This window comes from Nocardia sp. NPDC023852 (assembly GCF_040639505.1).
Lineage (GTDB): Bacteria > Actinomycetota > Actinomycetes > Mycobacteriales > Mycobacteriaceae > Nocardia.
Map to the genome: position 1 here is coordinate 1 of NZ_JBFAAB010000055.1, position 8,448 is coordinate 8,448.

Genomic DNA, 8,448 nt, shown 5'->3' on the forward strand with positions numbered 1-8,448 from the left:
CGTCGGGATCGACGTGACACCGGAGGTGTTGGCCGCACCCGCCGCGCGGGTGGACCTGCCGACGTATGCGTTCCAACGGCGGCAGTGCTGGACGCCGGGGGGCGTGGCTGTCACGGGGTCAGGCGATGTAAGCCGCGCCGGGCTGATCTCCCCGGACCATCCGGTGCTGGGCGCCGCGGTCTCGGTGGCGGGCCGGGACGAATGGCTGTTCACCGGTCGACTCACGCCCGACGTGCACCCTTGGCTTGCCGACCACGTGATCTTCGGGTCGCCTGTGGTGCCCGCCGCGGTGTGGCTGGAAGCCGCGCTGAGCGTAGGCGCGCGCGTGGGCGCCGGATCCGTGACGGAACTGCGGCTCTCCGCGCCGCAGGGCCCGCTTCTGCCGCCGCGCGCCGCGGCGTTGAACATCCAGGTGAGCGTCGCCGCGCCGGACGGCGACGCGCGGCGTTTCACCATCCACGCCTCGTCCGAAGGCGACATGCCGCAATGGCGGCAGTATGCGACGGGTGTTCTTGCTCCGCATTCTGACGACACGCCGCTGTGGTCGGGCGGCGACTGGCCGCCCGCGGCGGCAGAGTTGGTGGCGGCCGAGGAGCTGTACGACCGGCTGGCCGCGCGCGGTTTGGGCTACGGTGTGGCGTTTCAGGGAGTCACGGCGGCCTGGCGACGCGGTCGCGAGATGTTCGCTGAAGTATCGCTCGATGAGAGCGTAAGTGATCGAGACAGGAGTTTCGGCATTCACCCGGCGTTGCTGGATGCGATGCTGCACGTCGGCGTGGAGGTGCTCGACGAGACCGGCGACGGCGCCGCGATGCCCTTGGCGTTCAATGGTATTCGACTTTATCGCGACGGCGTCGACGTGGCGCGGGTCCGGATCGACCGGGTGAGTCGAGACACCGTTCGGGTCACGGCCGTCGCTGCCGACGGTGAGCCGGTCCTCACCATCAAGCAGCTGGTGCTCGAAGCAGTCCAGCCTACGGCTGCGGATGCGCTTTCGTCGGATAAAAGCACGCAGGGGCAAGCGACGCCGCAGCGCACTGTTTCTCGGACTCGGAGGCGGCGCGCTGTTGCGGCGGGTCCGTTGGCGCCACGGCTGTTCGCCGTTTCCGAGCACGAACGCGACGAGTTGGTGCTGGCGGTGGTGTCGGAGCAGGCCGCGGCGGTGCTCGGCCATGACTCGGCCGAGGCCATCCATCCCGATCTGCCGTTCACCGCGTTCGGGTTCGATTCGTTGAGCGGACAAACGCTGCGGAATCGGCTGGTGACGGCCACCGGTGTGGAGTTGCCGACGACACTGATATTCGACCACCCGACCCCGACGGCGGTGGCACGGCTGGTTCGTTCGCGGCTCGAAGGCGTGGATCTCGACGTGCCGCGGGTGACCCGCCGGACTCGCTCCGATGAGCCGATCGCGATCGTCGGCATCGGCTGCCGGTTTCCGGGTGGTATCGGGTCGGTCGAGGATCTGTGGGACCTCGTCGCGGCGGGTGGGGATGTAATCGCGCCGTTCCCGTCGGATCGGGGATGGGATCTGGAGCGGTTGTTCGATCCAGATCCAGACAAGCCGGGCACCGTGTACACCCGCGAAGGCGGGTTCCTGGCCGATGCGGGTGCTTTCGACGCCGGCTTTTTCGGTATCGGTCCGCGTGAGGCGGCCGCGATGGATCCGCAGCAGCGGTTGATGCTGGAGGTCTCCTGGGAAGCTCTGGAAGACGCGGGGATAGACCCCGCCGCACTGCGCGGCACCGACACCGGCGTGTACGTCGGCGCCTCATCGTCGGGGTACTCGCGCGGGGTGACCGGCGAGTATGAGGCTTTCCGGTTGACCGGGACGTCGCACAGTGTGATATCCGGGCGTGTTGCTTATGTTTTCGGTTTGGAGGGGCCTGCGGTCACGGTCGATACCGCGTGCTCGTCGTCGCTGGTCGCATTGCATCTGGCTTGCCAGGCGTTGCGTCAGGGGGAGGCGTCGTTGGTGCTGGCGGGCGGTGTGAGTGTCGCGGCGAGCCCGAGTTTGTATGTGGATTTCGCGCGTCAGCGGGGGTTGGCGGCTGATGGGCGGTCCAAGGCGTTCGCCGCCGCTGCCGACGGTGTGACGTGGTCGGAGGGTGTGGGTGTGCTGGTGGTGGAGCGTCTGTCGGACGCGCAGCGTTCGGGCCACAATGTGTTGGCGGTGGTGCGGGGCAGTGCGATCAATCAAGATGGTGCGAGCAATGGTTTGACCGCGCCGAACGGTCCATCGCAGGAGCGGGTGATCGCGGCGGCGTTGGCCAGTGCCGGCTTGGAGCCATCGGATGTGGATGCGGTGGAGGCGCACGGCACCGGAACGAGGTTGGGTGATCCGATCGAGGCGCAGGCACTGATCGCCGGCTATGGGCGGGATCGCGAGCGGCCGTTACGGATCGGGTCGGTGAAGTCGAACATCGGGCACGCGGTGGCCGCCGCGGGCATTGGTGGTGTGATCAAGATGGTTGCGGCTTTGCGGCACGAAACACTGCCGAAAACACTGCATGTCGACGCGCCGACACCACATGTCGACTGGTCCGCGGGATCGGTGCGACTGTTGACGGAGGCCGAGCCCTGGCTCGCGAACGGGCGGGTGCGTCGGGCAGGGGTGTCGTCATTCGGGATCAGCGGCACCAACGCGCATGTGATTCTCGAAGAAGCACCGCCGACCGCGCCGTCGCGCGACGAGGGCTCCCCCGGCGATCCCGAACCCGCCGCAGTCGGCGAGGTGGTTCCGCTGCTGCTGTCGGCCAAATCCGACGATGCGTTGCGTGCGCAGGCTGATCGCTTGCGGCGGTGGCTGATCGACCGACCGGAGGTCGGAATCTGGAGCACCGCGCGTTCGTTGATCGAGGCGCGGGGGCATTTCGATCGACGTGGCGCGGTAGTCGGCGGCGATCGGGAACAGTTGTTGGCGGGCCTCGCGGATATCGCCGCGGGCGAAGCGGCGTCCTCTGTCATCACGGGGCAGATCGCAGCAGGTAGGACTGCTTTCCTGTTCACCGGGCAGGGGGCGCAGCGTGCGGGTATGGGTGCGGGTTTGTACGCGGCCTTCGACGTGTTCGCGGCGGCGTTCGACGAGGTGTGCGCCCAGGTGGATCCGCTGCTCGACTGGTCGCTGAAGGACCTGGTGTTCGATCAGAAGAACGCGGCACTGTTGGACCTCACCGAGTTCACGCAACCTGCGTTGTTCGCCTTCGAGGTGGCGTTGTTCCGATTGATGGAGTCGTTCGGCGTGGTGCCGGACGTGCTGATCGGACATTCGATCGGGGAGCTGGCCGCCGCATACGTGGCCGGAGTGTGGTCGCTCGAGGACGCGTGCGCCCTGGTGGTGGCACGCGGGCGGTTGATGGGGGCGCTGCCGCAAGGCGGGGCGATGCTGGCGGTGGCGATATCCGAGGATCGAGTGGCCACGGTGCTTGCCGAGTTCGCCGACCAGGTGTCGATGGCGGCGGTGAACGGTCCGTCGTCGGTGGTGTTGTCCGGAGATGTGTTCGCGATCGACAAGATCGAAGACAAGCTTGCCGTGGAGGAGGTGAAGACCTCCCGGTTGCGGGTCAGTCATGCGTTCCATTCGGTGTTCATGGAGCCGATGCTCGACGAGTTCCGGGGCGTAACTGAAGGTTTGACCTATCACCAGCCGACCGTCCCCATCGTGTCGAACGTTTCGGGAGTCGTGGTCGGTGCCGAGCTGACCGACCCGGGCTACTGGGTCGAGCAGGTGCGTGGCTGTGTGCGGTTCGCGCCGGGAATCGACACCCTGGTCGAGGCGGGGGTGCGGCGGTTTGTGGAGATCGGACCGGATGCGGTGCTGTCCGCGATGACTCGGCAATGCCTTGCCGAGACTTCGGACATCGAGGCCCGCGCGACAGTGATCGCGGCCAGCCGACGCTCGACCGACGAGCCGATCCAGTTCGTGTCTTCCTTGGCGCGAGCACATGTCGCGGGAGTCCGGGTGGACTGGACGCCGTTGTTCGCGGGCCGCTCGGTGGATCGCGTGCCGTTGCCCACGTATGCGTTCCAACATCAGCGGTACTGGTTGCGGCCGGTCGGCGTGCCGGACGTGCGGCAGTCGGGCCTCGACGATGCGGAACATCCACTGTTGGGCGCGATGGTGCGGCTGCCGGATTCCCAGGACGTGGTGTTCACCGGCAGGCTGGCACAAGCCGGTCATCCGTGGCTGGCCGACCATGCTGTCGCCGGAGTGACATTGCTGCCCGGCGCCGCCTTCGTCGAGCTGGCGCTGCACGTGGGGACGATGGTGGAGTGCCCGCGACTGGCGGAGCTGGTGATCGAGGCGCCCCTGCCGGTGCCGTCGGCCGGAACCGTCGAGCTGCGGGTGGTGGCGGGCGGACCGGATGAGACGGGCGTGCGGACGGTGTCGGTGTACTCGCGCTCGCGCGGCGACGACGAATCCGATCGCGCCGAGCACAGCGAGTGGGTCCGCCATGCGGTCGCGACGGTCACTGCCCAGTCGGACATACCGTCAGTCGACCCGAGTGTGGCGAGTTGGCCGCCGGTTGGCGCGACGGCGATGGAGATCGCTGACGCCTATGCGGATCTGGCCGAGCGGGGCTATGAGTACGGACCGGCGTTCCGGGGACTGACCGCCCTGTGGCGGCGCGACGGCGAGGTGTTCGCGGAGGTCGTGCTGCCGGAGGCCGCGCGATCGGGTGCCGTCGAATTCGGCGTGCATCCAGCATTGCTGGACTCCGCTCTGCACGCGATTCTGCTCGGTGAGCTGGTTCCCGGCACGCGGGCCGGTGAGGTCGCCGTTCCGTTCTCCTGGGAGAACGTCGCGCTGCACGCGACGGGGGCGAGCGCACTGCGCGTCCGCGCGGCCGTGACCGGCTCGCCGGGAGGCGAGCGGATCGCGGTGACGCTCGCCGACGCCGCGGGTATGACAGTGGCCGAGGTGGGGGCGCTGACGCTGCGGCCGATATCGACCGACGCGCTAGGCTCGGCGCAGCAACGGACCGACGGCATCGGCTACGGTGTGGACTGGGTCGCGCTGCCAACGGTCGAGGTCACCGCCGCCGAAGCTTGGAGCACTGCCGAGGACGGTGAAACCGTCACGATTGCGGGACGGGTCGCGACTGTGCTGCGGCTCGACGCGGCTTCCGACGGTGATCTCCCTGCGACGGTGCGGGATTCGGTCACGCTGTTGGCGGCGCGAGTGCAGCGCCTGCTGACCGGAGACCGGCTCGTCGTGGTGGTGTCCCGCCACGCGGTGGCAGTACACCCAGGAGAGCCGGTGGACCTGTCAGCGGCGGCGGTGTGGGGTCTGCTGCGCACCGCGCAGAGCGAGAACCCGGACCGGATTCTTATTGTCGATATCGATGACTGGGCCGACTATCGGCACGGCGTGGTACTGGCCCTCACCCGCACCGGGGAACCCCAGCTGGCGCTGCGGCGCGGGACGGCGCATGCGCCGCGGCTGAATCGAGGTGGCTCGGATCCGCTCGGGGTCGCCGCGGTAGCAAACACCCCGGCGTGGGCCCTCGGGCTGCTCGGCAAGGGCACGTTGACGGGGGACAACTTCAGCCTGGTCGATGATCTGGGCGCGTGGGGACCGCTTGGGGCGGGGCAGGTCCGGGTGGGTATGCGGGCGGTCGGCCTCAACTTCCGAGACGTGCTGATCACGCTCGGCACCTATCCCGACGCGGATGCCCGAATCGGCTGCGAAGGAGCTGGCGTCGTGCTGGAGGTCGCGCCCGATGTGACCGAATTCGCGCCCGGCGACCGGGTTTTCGGGTTCATTTCGGGTGTCGGGTCGGTTGCGGTGACCGATCGCCGACTGCTCGTGCCGATCCCACGTGGCTGGTCGTTCGCCCAGGCCGCCGCGATACCGATCGTCTACGCGACCGCCTACTACGGCCTCGTCGACCTGGCCGAGGCGCAACCCGGCGAGACACTGTTGCTGCACGCGGCTACCGGCGGTGTCGGGATGGCGGCCGTCCAGCTCGCGCGGCATCTGGGTCTGCGGCTGCTGGTCACCGCGAGTGAACCCAAGTGGAATGTGCTGCGTGATATGGGGTTCGACGATTCGGAGATCGGTGACTCGCGCACTCTGGATTTCGAGCGGAAGTTCCTCGACGTCACCGATCGTCGCGGTGTGGATATCGTGCTGGATTCGCTGGCCGGTGAATTCGTGGACGCGTCGTTGCGATTGTTGCCGCGCGGCGGTCGGTTCGTCGAGATGGGCATGATCGACCGGCGTGATCCGGCCGAGGTGGCCGCCGAGCACCCGGGGGTGAGCTACCACAGTTTCATGCTGCTGGACGAGGATCCGGATCGGCTGCACGCGATCCTGTCGGCGCTGGTCGAACTCTTCGACGCCGGGATGTTGGCGCCGTCTGCGACCACCGCGTGGGACATGCGGCAGGCGCCGGAGGCCTTCCGGTACCTCAGCCAGGCCCGGCACATCGGCAAGAACGTCCTGACTGTGCCGACGCCGTTGCGGGCCGAGGGCACCGTGCTGATCACCGGTGGTACCGGGGGCCTGGGTGCGGTGGTCGCGCGGCACCTGATCACCGAGCACGGTGTGCGCAGATTGGTGTTGGCGGGCAGGCGTGGTCCGGACACCCCCGGTGCGGACGAACTGCGCGCTGAGCTTGTCGCGCTCGGCGCGCAGGTGGACGTGGTCGCCTGCGACGCGGCCGACCGGGTCGCGCTGGACGCGGTGCTGACAGCGATACCGGCGGAGCATCCGTTGACCGGCATCGTGCATGCCGCGGGTGTGCTGGCCGATGGCCTGCTGGCCACCATGACGCCGGAGCAGATCGCGGAGGTGCTGCGGCCGAAGGTGGACGCGGCGTGGAATTTGCACGAGGCGACCAAGGACCTGGATCTGTCGGCGTTCGTGTTGTATTCCTCGATCGCGGGTGTGATCGGCAGCCCCGGGCAGGCCAACTATGCCGCAGCCAACGTCTTCCTCGATGCGTTGGCGCAACACCGCCACGTGGCCGGTCTGCCCGCGACGTCGGTGGCGTGGGGGCCGTGGCAGCAGAGCACCGGCATGACCAGCGCCCTCAGCGACGCTGACCTCGCCAGGTGGCGGCGCGACGGTTTCCTTCCGTTGGACGCCCAGGTCGGCATGTCGCTGTTCGACGCGGCATTGACTACGGGGCGGTCCGCATTCGTAGCTGCTCGGGTCGACCGGAACGCGCTCGCCGAGACTGGTTTCGATGATCTGCGCGCGGTCATGCGCGGCTTGTCGGGGCCGTCGCGGCGTCGCGTGAGCAGCCCGACGAGTCAGGCGCCGAATCTGGCGGCGCAACTGCTCGGCCGTTCGGCAGTTGAGCAGGAACGCGTCATCCTCGACGTGATCGGCGTCCAGGTCGCGGCAGTCCTGGGTCACAACGGTGCGGACTCGACCGCCCCCGACAAGCCGTTCAAAGATCTCGGGTTCGACTCGCTCGGTGTCATGGAATTCCGCAATCGGCTGAAATCGGCTGCCGGCGTGCAGTTGTCCGCGACCGCGCTGTACGACTATCCCACCCCGGCGGAACTGGCCGGCTACATCCGTCAGGATATCGCTCCCACCGACGACCCCGCGGAGCGCATCGCGGCCGAGGTCCAGACGCTGGCGCGCAGTTGCGCATCGGCCGATCTGTCGCCTACGGACCGCTCGGACATCGCAAGCAAGCTGACCGCGATCCTGCACGAACTCGAGGGCAGGGGCGGGAGCGAGATCGACCTGGCCGGCAATGTCGACGGCCTCGAAAACGCAGATGACAGTGAGCTTTTCGAATTCATCGACAATCTCGGCTGAACTTACACAATCAGGAGTCCCACCAATGGCTGACAACGACGAGCTACGTCGGTACCTCAAGAAGACCGCAAAGGAGCTGTACGAGACCAAACAGCAACTCCGCGAGCTCACCGACCGGTCGAATGAGCCGATCGCCGTCGTCGGCATGGCCTGCCGATACCCCGGTGGCGTGCGATCACCGGAGGATCTGTGGCGCGTGGTAGCAGACGGCGTGGATGCTGTCGGGGACTACCCGTCCGATCGGGAGTGGGACCTGGAGCGGTTGTACAACCCGGATCCGGATGTGCCGGGCACGATCTACACCCGTGAAGGCGGGTTCCTCGACGCCATAGGCGACTTCGACGCGGCCTTCTTCGGGATCGGTCCACGAGAAGCCGCGGCGATGGATCCACAGCAGCGTCTGATGCTGGAGGCGTCTTGGGAGGCGCTGGAGAACGCCGGTATCGATCCGACCACGTTGCGCGGCAGCGATACCGGGGTCTTCGCCGGTGTCATCCAGCAGTACTACGGTCCCCGTATCGGCTCGCCGACCATCACCGCGGAGACGGAAGGCCATGCCTACCTGGGCGCTTTGAACAGTGTTCTGTCTGGTCGGATCGCGTACACCCTCGGTTTCAAGGGTCCGGCCATCTCGGTGGATACCGCGTGCTCGTCGTCGCTGGTGGCTC

The 8,448-nt window shown here is 67.8% G+C and carries 2 protein-coding genes; both read left to right on the top strand.

The annotated features are described in order from the left end of the window. The first annotated feature begins 13 nt into the window (after nucleotides 1-13). Nucleotides 14-7,780 (top strand): SDR family NAD(P)-dependent oxidoreductase, encoded by a 7,767-nt coding sequence (locus AB0H00_RS31665; RefSeq protein WP_357273564.1) that lies wholly within the window; start codon nucleotides 14-16, stop codon nucleotides 7,778-7,780. Between the two features lie 25 nt (nucleotides 7,781-7,805). Beyond that, nucleotides 7,806-8,448: beta-ketoacyl synthase N-terminal-like domain-containing protein (locus AB0H00_RS31670; protein ID WP_357273566.1), on the top strand; the 643-nt coding region annotated here is incomplete at its 3' end.